Source organism: Rhodococcus ruber, assembly GCF_027270735.1.
Classification (GTDB): Bacteria; Actinomycetota; Actinomycetes; order Mycobacteriales; family Mycobacteriaceae; genus Rhodococcoides; species Rhodococcoides rubrum_A.
The window spans coordinates 40,748-59,737 of record NZ_JAPWIJ010000008.1; the positions used below are offsets into that span (position 1 = coordinate 40,748).

The 18,990-nt window shown below is 63.6% G+C and carries 12 protein-coding genes; 11 read left to right on the forward strand and 1 reads right to left on the reverse strand.

Annotated features, from left to right (window positions below; genetic code table 11):
* From O4220_RS18925 to O4220_RS18970, 10 genes are all read left to right on the forward strand, one after another.
* The gene (locus O4220_RS18925; protein WP_032365270.1) at window positions 1-861 is read left to right on the forward strand and encodes an MlaE family ABC transporter permease; all 861 of its coding nucleotides are present in this window, start codon (window positions 1-3) and stop codon (window positions 859-861) included.
* Window positions 858-2,213: an MCE family protein gene (locus tag O4220_RS18930; RefSeq protein ID WP_269607030.1), complete on the forward strand. Its 1,356-nt coding sequence runs from the start codon at window positions 858-860 to the stop codon at window positions 2,211-2,213. The genes O4220_RS18925 and O4220_RS18930 overlap by 4 nt, the downstream gene beginning before the upstream one ends.
* Entirely contained in the window at window positions 2,210-3,277 is a 1,068-nt protein-coding gene (locus O4220_RS18935; protein ID WP_269607031.1) for an MCE family protein, read from the forward strand. The genes O4220_RS18930 and O4220_RS18935 overlap by 4 nt, the downstream gene beginning before the upstream one ends.
* On the forward strand, window positions 3,274-4,272 hold the full coding sequence (locus tag O4220_RS18940; protein WP_094609534.1) for an MCE family protein: 999 nt from the start codon (window positions 3,274-3,276) through the stop codon (window positions 4,270-4,272). The genes O4220_RS18935 and O4220_RS18940 overlap by 4 nt, the downstream gene beginning before the upstream one ends.
* Window positions 4,272-5,555, forward strand: coding sequence for an MCE family protein (locus O4220_RS18945; RefSeq protein WP_269607032.1), 1,284 nt, complete (start codon window positions 4,272-4,274; stop codon window positions 5,553-5,555). Before O4220_RS18940 ends, O4220_RS18945 begins: the two co-directional genes overlap by 1 nt.
* Before the next feature lie 29 nt (window positions 5,556-5,584).
* Window positions 5,585-6,847, forward strand: coding sequence for an MCE family protein (locus O4220_RS18950; protein WP_269607033.1), 1,263 nt, complete (start codon window positions 5,585-5,587; stop codon window positions 6,845-6,847).
* Window positions 6,844-8,091: an MCE family protein gene (locus O4220_RS18955; RefSeq protein ID WP_032380468.1), complete on the forward strand. Its 1,248-nt coding sequence runs from the start codon at window positions 6,844-6,846 to the stop codon at window positions 8,089-8,091. The genes O4220_RS18950 and O4220_RS18955 overlap by 4 nt, the downstream gene beginning before the upstream one ends.
* An 83-nt stretch (window positions 8,092-8,174) precedes the next feature.
* Complete coding sequence (locus O4220_RS18960) at window positions 8,175-8,849, forward strand: hypothetical protein (RefSeq protein ID WP_269607034.1); 675 nt, start codon at window positions 8,175-8,177, stop codon at window positions 8,847-8,849.
* A gap of 58 nt (window positions 8,850-8,907) precedes the next feature.
* Window positions 8,908-9,753 carry a hypothetical protein gene (locus O4220_RS18965; protein WP_269607035.1) on the forward strand — a complete coding sequence of 282 codons (846 nt, stop codon included), beginning with the start codon at window positions 8,908-8,910 and terminating at the stop codon, window positions 9,751-9,753.
* A 241-nt stretch (window positions 9,754-9,994) separates the two neighbouring features.
* Complete coding sequence (locus O4220_RS18970; RefSeq protein ID WP_269607036.1) at window positions 9,995-12,571, forward strand: aminotransferase class III-fold pyridoxal phosphate-dependent enzyme; 2,577 nt, start codon at window positions 9,995-9,997, stop codon at window positions 12,569-12,571.
* Here the strand turns inward: O4220_RS18970 and O4220_RS18975 are convergent.
* The gene (locus tag O4220_RS18975; protein ID WP_420030429.1) at window positions 12,565-14,781 is read right to left on the reverse strand and encodes an MMPL family transporter; all 2,217 of its coding nucleotides are present in this window, start codon (window positions 14,779-14,781) and stop codon (window positions 12,565-12,567) included. The two genes, O4220_RS18970 and O4220_RS18975, sit on opposite strands and share 7 nt — an antisense overlap.
* A gap of 673 nt (window positions 14,782-15,454) precedes the next feature.
* Here O4220_RS18975 and rpoB point away from each other — a divergent pair.
* Complete coding sequence (gene rpoB, locus O4220_RS18980) at window positions 15,455-18,961, forward strand: DNA-directed RNA polymerase subunit beta (RefSeq protein WP_269607038.1); 3,507 nt, start codon at window positions 15,455-15,457, stop codon at window positions 18,959-18,961.
* Window positions 18,962-18,990 lie beyond the last annotated feature (29 nt).

Genomic DNA, 18,990 nt, shown 5'->3' on the forward strand with positions numbered 1-18,990 from the left:
ATGACTATCGCAAGAGGTCGCGGTGACCGCACACTGATGCGCGTCAAGCGCGTCGGCAATGCTCCGCTCAACGTGCTCGATCGCGCAGGCGAGCAGATGTCGTTCTACCTGCGGGCGATCGGGTGGATTCCCAAGACGGCCGTGCACTACAAGAAGGAGGTGCTCCGCCTGCTGGCGGAGGTCACCTTCGGCAGCGGGGCGCTGGCCGTCATCGGTGGCACCATCGGCGTGATCGTGATGATGTCGGGCTTCACCGGCATCGTCGTCGGCCTCCAGGGCTACGCAGCGCTGGAGCAGCTCGGTAGCTCCGTGCTCACCGGATTCCTCTCCGCGTATGTCAACACCCGTGAAATCGCACCGATCGTCGCGGGCCTGGCGCTCTCGGCAACCGTCGGCTGTGGCTTCACCGCTCAGCTCGGTGCCATGCGAATCTCCGAGGAGATCGATGCGCTCGAGGTCATGGCTGTGCCGAGCGTGCCTTTCCTCGTCACCACCCGCATGATCGCCGGCTTCGTCGCTGTCATCCCGCTCTACATCGTCGGTCTACTTGCGTCCTACGTCGCGTCCAGGGGGATCAGCACGATCTTCAACGGGCAGTCGTCGGGGTCGTACGATCACTACTTCAATCTCTTCCTGCCTCCGGAAGATGTGCTGTATTCCTTCCTCAAGGTGCTCATCTTCGCTTTCGTGCTGATCATGATCCACTGCTACTACGGCTATCACGCCTCTGGCGGACCGGCCGGCGTCGGCGTCGCAGTGGGCCGCGCCGTGCGTACGGCCATCGTCACGATCGCCGTATTGGACTTCTTCCTGAGCCTCGCCATCTGGGGCACGACCACCACAGTGAGGGTTGCCGGATGATCGACTCGCCGTCGCGACTGCAGCGAGTACTGCTCGGACTTGCATTCTTCCTGGTGCTCATCCTGTTTCTCGGATGGAGCATCACCTCCTACAACAAGACGTTCAAGTCCGTGGTGAACGTGAGCCTCGAAACCGACTCGGTCGGAAACTCTCTGCCGATGAACGCGGACGTCAAGGTGCGCGGAATGATCGTGGGCGAGGTGCGATCGGCGTCGAGCGTCGACGGTGTCGTCACCTCGCAGCTGGCCATCGATCCCGACAAGGCACCGCTGATCCCGTCGAACGCGACGGCTCGGCTGCTTCCGAAGACCCTGTTCGGCGAGCGTTACGTCTCGCTGATCGTGCCCGAGAACGACTCGGCGTCGCCGATCACCGACGGCACGGTTCTGCGTCAGGACACGAGCGGAAACGCGATCGAGGTAGGGCAGCTGCTCGACGGCTTGCTCCCCCTGCTGCAGGCGATTCCGCCGCAGGATCTGGCCAATACGCTCGGGTCACTGGCTCAGGGTCTCAGCGGGCGCGGCGAGCAACTGGGGCAGACCATCGACAATCTGACGAATATCGTGTCCGGTCTGAACACGGAGCTGCCGAATATTCAGCAGACCCTCGTCGGCCTCGCAGATTTCTCCCAGACGTATGCCGACGCGGCACCCGAGCTGATTTCGGCCCTGGACAACCTGCGCACGACGGGCAACACCGTCGTCGAGCGTCAGTCCGGTCTCGAAACGCTGTACGGCTCGCTCACGTCGGCCTCGAACGTCACCGCGGACTTCCTTCAGGCGAACTCCGAGAACTTGATCAGTTTGGCGTCGAATTCCCGTGAGGCACTCGAATTGCTTGCCGAGTTCTCACCGACGTTCGGCTGCACGTTCAGCCAGTTCGCCGAAGGCGCCAGGCGCGGCGCAATCGTGCTCGGCGAAGGCGACCCGTACCCCGGCATCAACGTGTCGGCATCGTTCGTCAACCCGAAGGGCCGTTACTTGCCGAACCAGGACGAGCCGCGCTTGTTCGACGATCGCGGAGCTACGTGCTTCGAGCCTGCAGCACCCGGCGAGTTCTTCCCGCAGTACCCGGGAGGCTCGATCAACGACGGTTCGTACCAGGTCCCGACTCGCAACCCGGGTCCGCAGGTGATCCCCGGACAGGGACCGCCCAAGTCGGCTCAGAGTTCGATCGTTCCGGCCATCGCGGAATCCGCAGAGCCGGCGAGCTACGAGGGCTCGGACTTCGAGCGCGACACACTTGCCGTGATCTACGGACAGGCGAGTGGCGTTGCACCGGACAGTATTCCGTCGTGGGCAGCCGCTATCGGCGCTCCGGCATTGAGAGGAGCGGAGGTGAGCGTGAAATGAGAGGCCTTCTCGCGCCGATCATCAAGTTGGTCGTGTTCGCTGTGGTCACGATCCTCGCCACGGCCACCCTTGCCTTCACCATCGCCAATTCGAGCGGCGGCGGCGGCACCACGTTCTCGGCAATGTTCACCGACGTCACCTCTCTCAACAAGGGCGACGAAGTTCGGATCGCAGGCGTTCGCGTCGGCCAGGTGGACAACATCGAGATCGCCAACGAGCGCGAAGCGAAGGTGGACTTCACGCTCAGTAGCCGCGACTGGCTGCCGGCGAGCTCGACGGCGACCATCCGTTTCCGAAACCTGGTGGGCCAGCGCTACATCGCCATCGAGCAGGGCTCGGGGGACCAAGGCAAGAAGATCAACGGGGGTGCGACGATCCCGCTGGAGCGGACCAAGCCTGCGGTCAATCTGACCACGCTGTTCGACGGCTTCCGGCCGCTGTTCACCACACTCAGTGCAGACGACGTCAACAAGCTGTCCTACCAGATCATTCAGGTGTTCCAGGGGGAGTCGGGCACCATCAACGAGCTGGTGACCAACACCGCGAGTCTGACGAACACGGTCGCAGACAAGGACCAGGTCATCGGCCAGGTCATCACCAATCTCAACAACGTTCTGGCGACGGTCAATCAGAACGACGGTCAGCTCGACAGCCTCATCGTCAACACCCAGAAGTTGGTCTCCGGACTGTCGGCCGATCGTGATGTCGTGGGTTCGGCGGTCACGTCGTTGGCCGGTCTGACCAACGCAACGGCCGATCTGCTCGAGCCGACGAGGCCGTCGATCCAGGGATCGGTGACGGCATTGAACACGCTGTCGGAGACCGTCAACCGCCGCAGCGACGACGTCGACAAGGTCCTCGGAATTCTGCCGAACAAGCTGGACAAGCTCATCCGCACAGCCCAGCAGGGATCCTGGTTCACGTTCTACCTCTGCGGCATCGATATCGTTGCCGGACCGGGGTATTCGCCGAACCTGAACTTGCCGACCGGGCTTCCGACCGTAAACCAGCCGCTGTACACGAACTCGGCAGAGCGCTGCAAAGCTGGGGGGATCAAGCAATGAAATCTCGTCGTAGTCCGGCAACCATCGGTGCGCTCGGAATCGCAATCATCCTGCTCGCCACGATGTCTGTCTTCTTTCTCGACCGGCTTCCGATCATCGGTGCAGGCTCGGTGTACACCGCAGAGTTCAGCGAAGCAGCAGGTCTCAAGCCGTCCAACGAGGTCCGTATCGCGGGTGTCAAGGTCGGCAAAGTGACCGATGTGCGTCTCGAAGGCGACCGGGTGCTCGTGGACTTCACGGTGCAGGACGCCTGGGTCGGCAACGAGTCACGGGCGGCCATCGCCATCAAGACGCTGCTGGGTCAGAAATACCTGGCCCTCGACCCCAGTGGCCCGGACACTCTGAGCCCCAAGGACACGATTCCACTCGATCGCACCACGTCTCCGTACGACGTCATCGATGCGTTCTCAGCGGCGGCATCGACCATCAACGACATCGACACCGATCAGCTCGCCAACAGCATGCGAACTCTGTCCGAGGCATTCTCGGAGACTCCCGCGAACATTCGTGCCTCCTTGGACGGCGTGACTCGGCTGTCTCAGACGGTGGCAAGCCGCGACGAGGAACTGAAGAAGTTGTTCGCTGCTACCGGCGAGACATCGAAGGTGCTGGCCGACCGCAACGAGCAGTTCAACAAGTTGATCACCGATGCCGGCCCGTTGCTGGAAGAGCTCAACAACCGGCAGCAGGCCATCTCGCAGCTCCTCACCGGCACACAGCGGGTATCTCAGGAGCTGACCGGTCTGGTGCGCGACAACGAGGCGACCATCAACCCGATGCTGCAGCAGCTCAACGGTGTCATCGAGATCCTGCAGCGCAACAACGACAATCTCGACCGGGCACTGAAGCTGTACGAGCCGTTCATTCGCCTCTACACCAACGTGACCGGTAACGGCCGGTGGCTCGATATCGTCCTGGCCAACCTCACACCACCCGGAGTTCCGTTGATACCTGGTTACCGCGAGCCCTCGGTCGACAAGTTGGCGGGGAACTGATGACAGACACTCAGGCAGCGCCGCGTAACAAGAACAAGCTCGCAATCATCGCCGTCGTGGTGGTGGTGGCACTGGTCGTAGCTGTCGCAGGCTGGTGGCTGTTCACCAGGGCCGGAACGACCAAGATCACCGCCTACTTCGACAAGTCGGTCGGCATCTATTCCGGCTCCGAGGTGCGTGTGCTCGGCGTCAAGGTCGGCACCGTCGACTCCGTCACCCCGATGGGCGACGATGTCGAGGTGGTCCTCCGAGTCGACCGGGGCATCGACATTCCGGCCGATGCGAAGGCCGTCCAGGTCACCCCGTCGCTCGTCGCCGATCGCTATGTTCAGCTCGCACCCGCGTACACCGGCGGCGACACCATGGCCAGCGGAACGACGATCGGTCGCGATCGCACGGCCACACCCGTCGAGGTCGACGAGCTCTACTCGTCGATCAACGACCTGTCCAAAGCTCTCGGACCCGACGGGGCCAACAAGGACGGTGCGCTCACGGACTTCGTGAACACCGGTGCCGCCAACCTCGAGGGCAACGGTGAAGCGCTGGGCAACAGCATCACTCAGCTCTCGGCGGCCGGTCGGACCTTGAGCGACTCGCGTACCGACGTGTTCGACACGATCAAGAATCTGCAGACCTTCGTCAGCGCTCTGTCCGTGAACGATCAGCAGGTACGCAACTTCAACACTCAGTTGGCCGACCTGACCGGCTTCCTGTCGGGTCAGCGTGAAGACCTCGGTGCTGCACTGCAACAACTGTCGGTGTCACTCGGTGACGTCGCAACGTTCGTCGCGGACAACCGCACCGAACTGACCGACGCGGCCAACGGGCTCGTACAGCCCACTCAAACCCTGGCCGACAACCGCGAGCAGCTGGTGCAGACCCTGACGTTGCTGCCACTGGCGATCAGCAACCTGGTCAATGCGTACGACGCCGAGTCGGGCACGCTCGCCTCGCGCGCCAATCTCCAGAACGAGACCCAGGATCCGCTCGGCACCGTCTGCCGGTTGATCGACCTGGGCAAGCTGGTACCCGGTGATCCGCGCTTCGAGGCTCTGGGAGCGCAGATTCAGCCGATCATCGATCAGTGCGCCAACATCACCACCATGATTCAGGCCCCTCTCGCCGACCAGAACCGGCTCGTGCTGCCGTTCGGTGTTCTCACCAACGACATCCAGCAGAACCAGTCCGTGCCGGGCACGGTCCCGGGCGTGGTCTCGCCCAAGCTCGGAACCAGCTCGATGCCGGGTCTGGAGCAGTCGTACATCGGAGGTGGGGGACAGTGAGTACCTCTGTGAATCGGAATCGAGCTCGCGTGAAGCGTTCGTTGTCCCTCGGCGCAGGACTGTGCGTGGTGGCCCTGTCGGCCGGTGCGTGCTCGTCGGCAGGCATCTACGCCATCCCGCTACCGGGTGGTGCCGATGTCGGGGACAACCCGTTCAACCTGACGGTGCAGTTCGACGATGTGCTGGACCTCGTCCCGCAGTCGACCGTCAAGGTCGACGGTGTGGCGGTCGGCCGCGTCGACACGATCACGGTTCCGAACGACGGTTGGACCGCCGACGTCAACGTCATCCTGAACTCCGACGTCGACCTGCCGGCCAACGCGATCGCGTCGGTCCAGCAGACCAACCTGCTCGGCGAGAAGTTCGTGCAGCTGTCGGCACCTCCGGGTGACGAGGAAGCCGCGCGTTTGCAGGACGGTGCCACGATCCCGCTCGATCGAACTCGCCACGCCACCGATATCGAACAGGTCCTCGGCGCGCTTTCGCTGCTGCTCAACGGCGGAGGCGTCGGTCAGCTCTCGCCTATCGTCAAGGAACTGAGCACGGCGTTCGACGGTCGAGAAGGTAAGACCAAAGAGCTTCTGCAGCAGGCGAACACGCTGATCGATGGACTCAATCAGCAGCGTGACGACATCACCCGTGCCATCGACGGTCTCGACACGCTCAGCGGGCGGGTCAACTCGCAGACCGACAAGATCGACGGAGTGCTCAAGGACCTGCCGATCGCCACCGACGTACTCGAGCAGCAGCGACCGCAGCTGACCGAAATGCTCGGTGCGCTCGATCGTCTCGGCTCGGTCGGCACCGACGTGATCAACCGATCCAAGGACGATTTGATCGCAGACCTACGGGCGCTACGTCCCACGCTGCAGGCACTGGCAGATTCCGCGGACGACGTGGTGACGTCACTGTCGGTGATCCCCACACTTCCGTTCGCCGACGGCACGGAAAAGATCATCGAGGGCAACTCGGCCAACCTGTTCCTGTCACTGGACCTGTCGATCGGAACTGCGCTTCGTAACTTCGGTGTAGGCGAGGGAGATCCGGTCTACGTCCAGCCGAAGTACGGCAACACGCTTCCGGTGGTCGATCCGTCGAACCCGTACTACAACGGAAACGGACCGCGTCCGGGCTGGCCGACGATCTCGTTGCTGCCGTTGCCGCCGATCATCCCGTCACCGGTTCCCGGGCCGGGTGCACCGAGCGGTCAGGCCGCCGCGGCAGAGCCAGCGCCGTTCGACCCGTTGGCCCCGTTGAATGATCTGCTCGAACAGTTCGGAGTTGGCCAGTGAGATCGAAGCTCGTTCGGTACCAGTTGGTGGTATTCGTCGTGATCGCCCTCGTCGGGTTGATCTTCGTCGGCGGAAAGTACGTTCGTCTGGACAACATGCTCGGGTTCGGGCAATACAAGGTGGCGCTGAATCTCGCCGATTCCGGTGGAATCTTCACCAACGCGGAGGTCACGTACCGCGGTGTGCCGGTCGGTACCGTCGGTGGCCTGCAGTTGACGCCGGACGGTGTTCAGGTGGAGCTCAAGCTCGACAACGGCGGTCCGGACATCCCGTCCGACACGAAGGCCGTCGTGGCGAACAGGTCCGCGATCGGCGAGCAGTACGTCGATCTTCAGCCGCAGACCGATCAAGGACCGTTCTTGGTCGACGGCTCCCAGATTGCGGCGGCGAACACCTCGACTCCCGTTCCGGTGCAGGACGTGCTCGCCAATACCGACACGTTGGTCAGATCGGTACCGCTGGAGAACTTGACGAAGGTGGTCAACGAGCTCGGCGTGGCGTTCGACGGCAAGGGCAACGACTTGCAATCGCTCGTCGACTCGCTCGGCAATATTTCCGAGGCGGGCAACGAGGCGCTCCCGCAGACGCTGGCTTTGGTGCGCGACGCGGTTCCGGTGCTCGACACCCAGTCCGAGCAGTCGGATCTGATCCGCGAGTTCAGTACCAGCTTGGATCAGGTGACGGCTCAGCTGAAGTCCAGCGATCCCGACATTCGTCGGCTCATCGACACCGGAACCGCCGCGGGTGATCAGCTCGGTGGTCTGATCACCGAAGCCGGCCCGGCCTTGACGACCGACATCAACAACCTGGCGCTGGTCGCCGCTCAGGCCGAGCCGCGGTATCTCGCTCTTCGACCGTTCCTGACATTCCTGCCTGCGCTCGGTGCTGGTATCTCCACTATCGTCCCGAACGACGGCACGATCCATCAGGGTCTGCTGCTCGAGGTCAACAACCCGCCGCCCTGCACGGTCGGCTACGAGGGCTCGCAGGCGATCCTCGACGAGGAGAAGCGGAAGAACCCGAACTTCGATCCGACCCGAGAGAACTACCCGCTGAACCTCGACGCGAACTGTGCGACGCCACAGGGCAGCGTGACGGGTGTTCGTAGCGCGAACCGAATCGTCTTCGCCGATCCGGACGTGCCGCAGCCGTGGGACCTCAACCCCAAGGTCGATCCCGAGAAGCTCAACCTCAACCCCATCGCCACCCAGTTGGCACCGCTCATCGGCGTTACGCCGAAGTAGCGAGATAGGAAGAACTGCTGCTCAGCACTGCCGTCGGGCCGAGAGTGGTTCGGCCGGATATTACCGAGTAGTAGGGTGAAATTGTGAACTCGAGCACCGAAGCCCTGGAGTCCCCAGCGACTCCAGGGCAGAACAAGACAGCGAAAATTCTTCTTGCCGTCGTCACGGTGATCGCCGTGGCTGCTCTCGCAGCGGCAGTGTTCTTCGGTTACGGCTGGGGCACGGCGTTGTTCAGCCAGAAGCCGACGGAAGATACTCGCGACTCTGCCCTCACCGGTGCCCAGCAGGCGGCCGTCAACCTGAACACGGTCGACGCCGCCAACATCGATCAGTCGTTCGACAACATGAAGTCCTCGATCACCGGTGACTTGATGCTCAACGACCTCGAGCAGACGCGTTCGGGTATCACCGATCAGGTCCGTCAGTCGGGTGCCAAGAGTGAGGCCGAGGTGTTGCACGCCGCGGTGACGGAGCTCAGTACCGACGAGAACACCGCTACGGCTCTCGTGGTCATCAAGACGACTACGACGTGGCCCGACCGCGTCGAGCGAAGCAAGCTCACGATGCGACTGGCCATGGAAGAGGTCGACGGGGTGTGGAAGACCAACAAGGTCGACCCCATCGGTTCGCGGATCTCGTTGGACAATCCCAACACCAATCCCGTCATACCGAGCGAACCGGGTGCTACCGACCCGAATGCGGCAACCCCCAGTGCAGAAGCGACGCCGGCCCCACAGCCGGATTCCGGTGGCAACTGACGTTCCCGGGCAGTGTCGTTTCCGTCTGTAGTGCAGTGAGTTTCGAAGGAGTTCTGTAGTGCCTCCCCAGCGTCGTAAGATCGTCCCACCCACCACCACCAGCAAGGTGCGCCGCAAGGTGGCCGGCACCGGTAAGCCCACAGCGTCCGACGCGGGTTCGACCACCGCGGAGGGTTCGGACGCGACCGAGACGACCGCGATCACAACACCGGTACCGAGCAGCCCTGCGGTCGACAAGCCTGCGGTCGACAAGCCTGTTGTCGACAAGCCCGCGACTTCGAAGCCCTCACTGGCCAAGACCGCCACCGAGAAGACCGCCACCGAGAAGGCCGCCACTCCGCTCGAGTCCGCGACCTCGAAGGCTTCGGACGCGGACCCGGTAGCCGACTCGGCTGTCACTTCACGCAAGGCGTCGGGTATCGGTTACAAGCACGTGATCGTCGTCGCGATCATCGCCGCGGTGCTCGGTGCATTCGCTGCGGTTGCGGCGTTCAAGCCGTTCGCCACGATCGACAATGCTGCCTGGGTGGATTCTGCAGCCACCCAGGAAGTCACTTCGGCGGCGACCGACGCGCTTCAGACTCTGTACACGTACAAGGCCGACACGATCGATGCCGATTTCGATGCTGCCCGTGCGGTGCTCAATCAGTCGATGCTCGATGAGTTCAACTCCACCGCGGACACCACCAAATCCGCTGTGGTGCAAACGAAGACGGGAACCGAGGCCATGGTTACCGACATCGGTGTCTCTCGCCTGGAAGACGACAAGGCCGAGTTGATCGCCAACGTGAACATCAGCGCCACGCAGGACGGTGTGGCATCGGGTAGTGCCGAGGGCCCGTTGACGGTCAACATGGAGAAGGTCGACGGCACCTGGAAGCTGTCGGCCATCGACGATCAGTAGGACCGGTACCCGCTAGCCCTGCTCTTCGATTCAGCCCTGCTTTACGATTCAGCCCCGTTCGACGCAGAAGCCCTGCTCGGACGGGGCTTTTTCGTGCGTTGTGCGCTCATCTGTCGCATGTGCACAACCGGATTACCATCGCGTTTGCGTCCTGGCTTGGGACGAGCCCTGGTTGTTCGGGACAACCATTTCGACGCTCGACAGCCAGGGGTGGATCCGATGAAAACGGAGCATGCTGGTCATGACTGACACAACTATCGATCTATCCGTGCTGGAATCGAGGTCCGGTCGATCGGGCTTCGCCGAGAACGTCAATCCCGAACTCTACCGATTGTTGTCTGCCCTCGATCTGGATCGCGAGTACGTGCGCGGCGACGGGACCGTCTTGTTCGACGCCTCGGGCCGACGTTATCTCGATTTTGCCGGGGCGTACGGGGCACTTCCGTTCGGGCACGGCCCCACGCCGATCTGGCAGGCGATCAACGATGTTCGGTGCAGTGGAGAGGCAATTTTCGTGCAGCCCTCGGTACTGACGGCAGCAGGTGAACTGGCAGATCGGTTGGGGCGCATCGCACCCGACGGGTTGACGCGAACGACGTTCGTCAACAGTGGTACCGAGGCCACCGAGGTTGCGCTCAAACTCGCGCGAGCGCACACCGGGCGACTGGGCGTGTTGACCACCGGAAACAGCTTCCACGGTAAGACGCTCGGAGCGCTGTCTGCGACCGGAAACATCAAGTACCAGAGTGGATTCGGGGCACCGGTGGCCGGGTTCGATCACATCGCGTTCGGTGACGCGGATGCACTCGATGCGGCCCTGACGGCCGCGCCGGATCACTATGCGGTGTTCCTCGTGGAACCGATTCAGGGTGAGGGCGGAGTGGTGTGTCCGCCCGACGGCTATCTGCGTCGGGTGCGGGATATCTGTGATCGGCACGGGGTGCTCCTTGCTCTCGACGAGGTGCAGACCGGTCTCGGCAGGACCGGGCGGATGTTCGCGGCGGAACACGAGGGGGTGGTGCCCGACATTCTGACCGTGGCGAAGGCGCTCGGTGGTGGCATCGTGCCGGTGGGCGCAGTATTGTGCGCACCGAGGCTGGTCGACGAGAGCTTCGCACTGCGCCACACATCGACATTCGCCGGCAACGCGCTGGCGGCTCGGGTGGGTATCGCAGTCATCGACGAGCTCACCAGGGACGACTGTGCGGTGGTGACGAATGCGGCCGTGCTCGGTCGGCAGTTGACGAAGGATCTCGGTGCGTTGGCCGAGAAGTATCCGTCCGTGGTCACCGATGTTCGCGGCCGCGGCTTGTTGCTCGGAATCGAGCTGACCGCGGACGTGAACTTCGTGGGGCGCCAGTCGCTGTTGGGTTCGATTGCCCAGCAACACAATCTGACTGCGGTGATCTGCTCCTACCTGCTCAACGTCGAAGGGATCCGGGTTGCTCCGACGCTGTTCGGTACACGAGTGATTCGGATCGAGCCACCGCTGACGGTGTCGGCGGCGCAGTGCGCGCGTCTGGTGGCCGCGTTGGATCGGGCGCTGGGATATGCGGCGGTAGGTGACTTGGACGGGTTGTTCGGGCACCTGCTGGGCCGCCCGACCGTCGGCACCCCACCATCGCTCACCGCGCTGCGCCCGGGTCGCACCCCCGACATCGCCGTGCGCCCCGCGGATCGCCGGTTCGCGTTCATCGCACACCCTTTGGATCTGGGGTTCTTCGCCGCCTTCGATCCTGCGCTCGACGTGTTCGACCACTCCGAACGACAGGATCTGCTTCGGCGGTTCGCTGCATCGACGTCCGAGCTCGACCCCGCGTCGTTCGTCATCGGCAGTGGCCGGGTAGTCGGGGGAGGGGACGCGACGGCACACGGTGACCTGATCGGTCTGCCCTACACCTCGGAGCAGCTGCTGCATCTGCCGACCGAGCAGGCGCTGCGGGTGGTGGGCGGTGCCGTCGAACTCGCGATCTCGCGCGGTGCGACGGTCGTCGGGTTGGGCGGCTATTCGTCGGTGATCACCGGGAACGGGTTGGGTCTCGGTGCAACGTCTCGGCCGATCACCACCGGCAACACGTTCACCGCCGCGGCGAGTCTGCGGGCTGTTCGACGCGTGTGCCGTGAACGCGGAATCGACGTCGCACAGGCCAGGGTGACGATTCTCGGTGCTGCCGGTGCCATCGGGCGGACGATCGGCAAGCAGTTGGCCGGCGAGGTCGGCAGTATTGCTCTGGTCGGTAGGCAGGGTGAGAGCTCGGTTATCGCGCCGAAGTTGTGGGCGGCGGCGCAGGAGATGGTGGCGAGTGCGACGGCCGGATCCGGCTCAGGGGATCTCGCCGGCGCTGCACTCGAGGTGAACGGCGACCTGGACGATCTGATCAGGTCACGGCACATCGAGTTCTTCACCGATCCCATTGCTGCGGTGAAGGATTCGTTGATCGTGATTGCGGCCACGTCGGCACCGCACGCACTGATCGACCCGTCCGATCTGATGGACGGGGCCATCGTCTGCGATGTTGCGCAGCCGCCGAACATCGGCCGCGACGTGCGCGGTGAGCGGCCGGACGTGACGGTGTTCGACGGCGGCATCGTGCGGGTGCCATCGGGTTCGGATTTCGGTTTGACCTACGGGTTGGCTCCGGGCCTGACGTATGCCTGCATGGCCGAGACGATGCTGATCGCGTTGTCGGGTGAGTTCGACCTCCGCAGCATCGGCACCACTCTGGACGGAGAGAGTGTCGAACGGTTGGGAGAGCTGGCCGACGTCCACGGGTTCGCGCTCGCCGAGGCCACCCGATGGCGCGAAGGTAGTCAGTAATCGGCTGGGGCCGGAGTTCCCGGAAGTTCGTGGACTCCGGCCCCGTCCTGCCCGGCCCCGTCCTGCCTGGTCTCCGTCGATCGTTTCGGGGTGGGATGCCACCACCAATTCGCGTGTCCCATCAGCGTGACGAGGGCGGGCACGAGCATCATCCGCACGATGGTGGCGTCGATGACGAGACCGACGATGATGCCGATGCCCACGAGTCGCATCATCGACAGTTCGGACAACGAGAAGAATGCGGTGACGCTGATGAGCAGCAGCGCAGCTTCCGTCACGATGCGTCCGGTGCGAGCGGCCCCGATGCGCACGGCCTCTCGGGTGGTGGCTCCGTTGTCGTGGGCCTCGACGATGCGTGAGAGCAGAAAGATCTCGTAGTCGGTGGAGAGGCCGAACACGACCGCCATGACCAGGATGCTCATCGTGGACTGCACAGGGCCTGCAGTAACGCCGATCAGCGCGCTGCCGTGGCCGTCGTGAAAGATCCAGGTGAGCACACCGAAGGTGGCCGCCAGGCTGACCATCGCCATGGCAATTGCCTTGAGGCTGAGCACGATCGAACGAAATGCCAGTGTCGTCATCGTGAATGTGGCCAGCACCATGATGGCCAACATCCACGGAATTGTGGAGTAGATCGCGGCGATGCCGTCCTCGCTCTGCGCGGTGCTGCCACCCACTCTCAGCGTGGTCCCGGCCGGAGCGGGGATCGACCGAATCGCATCGAGTGTCGCGAGTGCAGCCGGGGTGCGATCGGCCGAGGTCATGATGGCATCGACCACGGTCAGATTGTCGGCGCTGCCACTGGGAAACGCTGCTGCGACTCCGTCCGCGCGGCCCATGGCGTCGGTGACTTCTGCGATCGCGGCAGGGCTCGGCGGTGCATCGGTGAGCGATTCGACGACGACAGTGGCACCGCTGTTGGCGAGGGTGAATTCGGTGATCAGTTTCTGCGTGGCGATCCGGGCGGGCGAGTCCTGGGGCAGACCGGTGTGGTCGAGATCGCCCAGAGTTACTCCGGAGATGGGCGCGCTGAGCACGGCCAGCACGCCGATGATGGCAGCGGCGACGAGGATGGGCCTGCGCATCACGCGGTCTGCCACTGTGCCCCAGAACTTCTGCGCCCGTGCCTCGCCTCGGTCGATCGCACCCTTGCGCCAGCTCAGCGAATCGATGCGGGGGCCGAGGAGGACGAGTGCGGCGGGGAGGGCAGTCAGCGAGATCACGGCGGCAACGGCCACTGCAGAAATGCCGCCGAAGCCCAGTGAGCGGATCATCGCCTGCGGGAAGATGAGCATGCCGATGAACCCACAGATCAACAACAGTGCCGAGAACGCCACGGTTCGGCCTGCGGTGGACATCGTGCGGTGTACCGCGTCCACCGTTCCGCGCCCGTTGCGCAATTCCTCGCGGAACCGGGTGATCACGAACAGGCTGTAGTCGACGGCCATTCCGAGTCCGACCAGGGACGCGATATTGGTCGCGAACACCGACACCTCGGAGACGCTGTTCAATGCTCGCAGCACGGCCAGGGACGCGAGCACGCTCAGTCCGCCGATCACCAACGGAGTGGCTGCGGCGACGAGTCCGCCGAAGACGATCAGGAGCAGAACCAGAAGAATCGGGAAGGTGATGGTCTCGGCTCGTACCAGATCTGCTCGCGCTTGCTCGTTGTACGCGTCGACGACGGCCGAGAATCCACCGAACTGCACGCTCACGCCGTCGATCGTCAGCTTTTCCCGCAGGTCCTGGTAGGACTTGACGCGCTGATCCTCGTCGCCGGTCAGGGTCAGCACCGCGAGGGCAGAGTTTCCGCCCGACGACCGCAGGCCTGGAGCAAAGGCGTCGGGAACCGTCCAGTAGGTGACGGGATTGCGGGCCAGCACTCCCGCGTCGATACCGGCGAGGCTCGCTCCGACCGCATCGGCGATCTCGTCGACCGTTCGTCCGTCCGTCGGGGTGTAGATCACGGCGACGTCCGGAACGTCGCGGCCGAACCGGGATTCGACGAGAGCGTCGACCTTCGCCGACTCGCTGTCGGGGTCGCTGTAGCCACCGAGACTGAGTTCGTCGACGACGCCGAGGCCCCAGGTTCCGGCGAGCAGAACGGTCGCAACCACGACCGCCAGGACCGAGCGGGCACGGGCAACGAGGAAGTCGACGACGGGCGAAACCCTGGTCACGCGGGACCACCGAAGGATCGACACCTGCATCGGGCGTCGACCACTACCACCGTAACCATGTTGTCCCCCCGCGAGACGTGATGTGAGCGCTCCGTGAATATGCCTGTGGCACAGAGGAGATCTGTCATGCGGCGAACCCCATCGCCGGACGACGCCACCCCCGGTTGCGACAGAAGAAATACAAGCAGAAGCCGCGCTCGATTGCCATAGCGGCGGCGGATTCCCCCGGACCTCTTGACGAAGGAAGACGCAGGGTTCACTCTTGTCGTGAAGGAGCACCCCCGTGGTGTGACGACCGTAGACGATCGTTCACCACAGCTTTCTGTTCGCCGCAGCTGTTCGTTGTCGGTTGCCGGCCCGTACGGCGTTCGTTTCGCGGACGCTCTCGATCGGGTCGCGGCGAGGAAGGTCGACACGCTGCTGCCGACTCGGCGCGCGAACGGACCTCGGGTGCTACTTTTGATGCCCCCGTTGCGCTGTGCGCACATTTGGGGTACCTTTGGACGTTGCGCTGGCTGCCTCCTGTCCACCTCTCGATTGCTGTTGCTCGAAGACTCGTCTTCGGGCCTCTGTAATGGGGATTCGGTCTGGTTGCGACCAGCCGAAATTCGCCCCACATATAGCAAACAGATACAGCGGCGGTCGCCATGTCGTGTCAGCTGACAGGTCCTGTCAGTCGACAGAACGGCGCGACCCGCGTGAGGTGCTGGAAGGACGCATCTTGGCAGTCTCTAGCCAGACCAAGGCAGTTGTCGGAACACCGGGAGCCCCGAGGAGGGTTTCGTTCGCGAACATTCGCGAGCCGTTGGAGGTACCCGGTCTCCTCGATGTACAGACGGATTCGTTCGAATGGCTGGTAGGTGCGCAGAGTTGGCGCGACCGTGCCGCCGCCCGCGGAGACAGCGGTGTCTCCGGCGGACTCGAGGACATCCTGACCGAGCTCTCTCCGATCGAGGACTTCTCGGGCTCGATGTCGCTGTCTTTCTCCGACCCACGATTCGACGAGGTCAAGGCCTCGACCGATGAGTGCAAGGACAAGGACATGACGTATGCAGCTCCGCTGTTCGTCACCGCCGAGTTCATCAACAACAACACCGGCGAGATCAAGAGCCAGACGGTCTTCATGGGTGATTTCCCGATGATGACCGACAAGGGCACCTTCATCATCAACGGCACCGAGCGTGTCGTCGTCTCGCAGCTGGTGCGTTCTCCGGGCGTCTACTTCGATCATTCGATCGACAAGACCACCGAGAAGGACCTGCACAGCGTCAAGGTCATTCCCGGCCGCGGTGCTTGGCTCGAGTTCGACGTCGACAAGCGCGACACCGTCGGTGTCCGCATCGACCGCAAGCGTCGCCAGCCCGTCACGGTGCTGCTGAAGGCTCTCGGCTGGTCCACCGAGCAGATCACGGAGCGCTTCGGCTTCTCCGAGATCCTCATGGCCACGCTGGAGAAGGACAACACTGCCGGTACCGACGAGGCTCTCCTCGACATCTACCGCAAGCTGCGTCCGGGCGAGCCGCCGACCAAGGAGTCGGCGCAGACCCTGCTGGAGAACCTGTTCTTCAAGGACAAGCGTTACGACCTCGCTCGTGTGGGTCGCTACAAGATCAACAAGAAGCTCGGCCTCAACTCGGGTCAGCCCATCGTGGCGTCGACCCTCACCGAGGAAGACATCGTTGCGACCATCGAGTACCTGGTGCGTCTGCACGCAGGTGAGACCTCGATGACCGCACCCGAGGGTGTCGAGGTTCCGGTCGAGGTCGACGACATCGACCACTTCGGCAACCGTCGTCTTCGTACCGTCGGCGAGCTCATCCAGAACCAGATCCGCGTGGGCCTGTCCCGCATGGAGCGCGTCGTGCGCGAACGTATGACGACTCAGGACGTCGAGGCGATCACGCCGCAGACCCTGATCAACATCCGTCCCGTCGTCGCTGCGATCAAGGAGTTCTTCGGAACCTCCCAGCTCTCGCAGTTCATGGACCAGAACAACCCGCTGTCGGGTCTGACGCACAAGCGTCGCCTGTCGGCACTGGGACCCGGCGGTCTCTCTCGTGAGCGAGCCGGCCTCGAGGTCCGCGACGTGCACCCCTCGCACTACGGCCGTATGTGCCCCATCGAGACCCCGGAAGGCCCGAACATCGGCCTGATCGGATCGCTCTCGGTGTACGCACGCGTCAACCCGTTCGGCTTCATCGAGACCCCGTACCGCAAGGTCGTCGACGGCAAGGTGACCGACGATGTCGATTACCTGACCGCCGACGAGGAAGATCGCCACACGCTCGCGCAGGCGAACTCTCCGGTCGACGATTCGGGTCACTTCATCGAGGACAAGATTCTCGTCCGTCGTAAGGGTGGAGAGGTCGAGTTCGTCTCGTCCGACGACATCGACTACATGGACGTCTCGCCTCGTCAGATGGTGTCCGTTGCCACCGCGATGATTCCGTTCCTCGAGCACGACGACGCCAACCGTGCCCTGATGGGCGCGAACATGCAGCGTCAGGCTGTCCCGCTGGTTCGCAGCGAGGCTCCGCTCGTCGGTACCGGCATGGAGCTGCGTGCTGCTGTCGACGCCGGTGACGTCGTCATCACCGAGAAGACCGGTGTTGTCGAAGAGGTCTCCGCCGATTACGTCACGGTCATGGCCGACGACGGATCGCGCAAGACCTACCGGATGCGCAAGTTCGCGCGTTCCAACCAGGGCACGTGCGCCAACCAGCGTCCGATCGTGGACGAGGGACAGCGCGTGGAGTCCGGCCAGGTCCTCGCCGACGGCCCCTGCACCGAGAACGGTGAGATGGCACTCGGCAAGAACCTGCTGCTGGCGATCATGCCGTGGGAGGGCCACAACTACGAGGACGCGATCATCCTGTCGCAGCGCCTCGTGGAAGAGGACGTCCTCACCTCGATCCACATCGAGGAGCACGAGATCGATGCTCGCGACACCAAGCTCGGTGCCGAAGAGATCACTCGCGACATCCCGAACGTCTCCGACGAGGTCCTCGCAGACCTCGACGAGCGCGGCATCATCCGTATCGGTGCCGAGGTTCGTGACGGCGACGTGTTGGTCGGAAAGGTCACGCCGAAGGGCGAGACCGAGCTGACCCCCGAAGAGCGCCTGCTGCGCGCCATCTTCGGTGAGAAGGCTCGCGAAGTTCGCGACACCTCGCTCAAGGTTCCGCACGGCGAGAACGGAAAGGTCATCGGCATTCGCGTCTTCTCGCGCGACGACGACGACGATCTGCCTCCCGGCGTCAACGAGCTGGTCCGCGTCTACGTGGCTCAGAAGCGCAAGATCCAGGACGGCGACAAGCTCGCCGGTCGTCACGGCAACAAGGGCGTCATCGGCAAGATCCTCCCGCAGGAGGACATGCCGTTCCTGCCCGACGGCACCCCGATCGACATCATCCTCAACACCCACGGTGTTCCGCGTCGTATGAACATCGGTCAGGTCCTCGAGACCCACCTGGGTTGGATCGGCAAGACCGGTTGGAACGTGCAGATCGCCGCGGACGGCAGCAAGCCCGATTGGGCCGAACGCCTGCCCGAGGAGATGCTGTCGGCTCCGGCCGACAGCAACATCGCCACCCCGGTGTTCGACGGTGCCAAGGAGAATCAGCTCGCCGGCCTGCTGGAGAGCACGATTCCCAACCGCGACGGCGAGCAGATGGTCGGTTCCGACGGAAAGGCCACGTTGTTCGACGGCCGCTCCGGCGAGCCGTTCCCGTACCCGGTGTCGGTGGGCTACATGTACATCATCAAGCTGCACCACTTGGTCGACGACAAGATCCACGCTCGTTCGACCGGGCCGTACTCGATGATCACGCAGCAGCCCCTCGGTGGTAAGGCTCAGTTCGGTGGACAGCGCTTCGGTGAGATGGAGTGCTGGGCCATGCAGGCCTACGGTGCCGCGTACACGCTGCAGGAGCTTCTCACCATCAAGTCGGACGACGTTGTCGGCCGCGTGAAGGTGTACGAGGCGATCGTCAAGGGCGAGAACATTCCCGAGCCCGGTATCCCCGAGTCCTTCAAGGTGCTCCTCAAGGAGCTCCAGTCGCTGTGCCTCAACGTGGAGGTGCTGTCCTCGGACGGCGCTGCCATCACGATGGCCGACGGTGACGACGAAGACCTCGAGCGTGCCGCAGCGAACCTGGGAATCAACCTCTCCCGCAACGAAGCTGCCACGGTCGACGACCTCGCTCAGTAGTTCAGTGGTCTCCGGGCCTGCGTCACTGC